Origin of the sequence: Blastococcus sp. CCUG 61487 (assembly GCF_005222955.1) — a bacterium.
Classification (GTDB): domain Bacteria; phylum Actinomycetota; class Actinomycetes; order Mycobacteriales; family Geodermatophilaceae; genus Blastococcus.
In genome coordinates, this window is sequence record NZ_LWUA01000191.1 from 1 (window position 1) to 676 (window position 676).

1 pseudogene is annotated in these 676 nt (G+C 80.3%); it reads right to left on the bottom strand.

Annotated features, from left to right (window positions below):
* Window positions 1–676: pseudogene (locus tag A6V29_RS20885) on the bottom strand (hypothetical protein); the annotation flags it as partial.

Below are 676 nucleotides of genomic sequence, written 5' to 3' on the forward strand. Positions count from 1 at the left end.
GACGGCCCCGATCGCGCCGGCCACGGCGGCGACGGAAGGCCGTCCTCCCGACCGGGTCCGCAGCGCCAGGACGCCGCGCCGGCCACGACGAGCAGCCCGGTCGCGGTCCACGACTCGCCCCCGCCCCCGCCCCAGGCCGTGCCCAGCCCGCCGAGGACCCCCGCGGCAGCGAACAGGCCGGCCAGCACCCCCGCCACCGGTCGCAGGACGGAACGGAGGCGCTGGGCGGCGACGAGGTCTGCGGCCGCGACGGCCAGGGCCACCGCGACGCCGGCGGGCCCGCCGAGCGCGCCGTCCGGCAGGAGCAGGAACGGCAGCGGCTGGGCGGCGAGCAGCGCGGCCAGCGGCCAGGTGATGGTGCTGCGGGTGACCCGGCCCAGGCCGAGTGCCACCGCCACGACGACCGCGCAGGAGACCGCCCACCAGGAGCGGAGGCCGACGTCCTCCAGGTCGAACAGGCCCAGCGCCCGGGCGGCACCCAGGTCGACGGCCAGCAGCGCCGCCGCGGCCGCGGCCAGCGCCTCCTCGGTGGCGCGCAGCCCGCGGCGGGCGCTCCACGCGGAGCAGCCGGCGGCCAGCGCGGTGGCGGTGAGCATCGCGCCGGCCTGGAAGACGACGCCGAAGCGGGCCCAGCCGACGGCGACGAAGGTGATCCCGGCGGCGACGACGAGCAGCG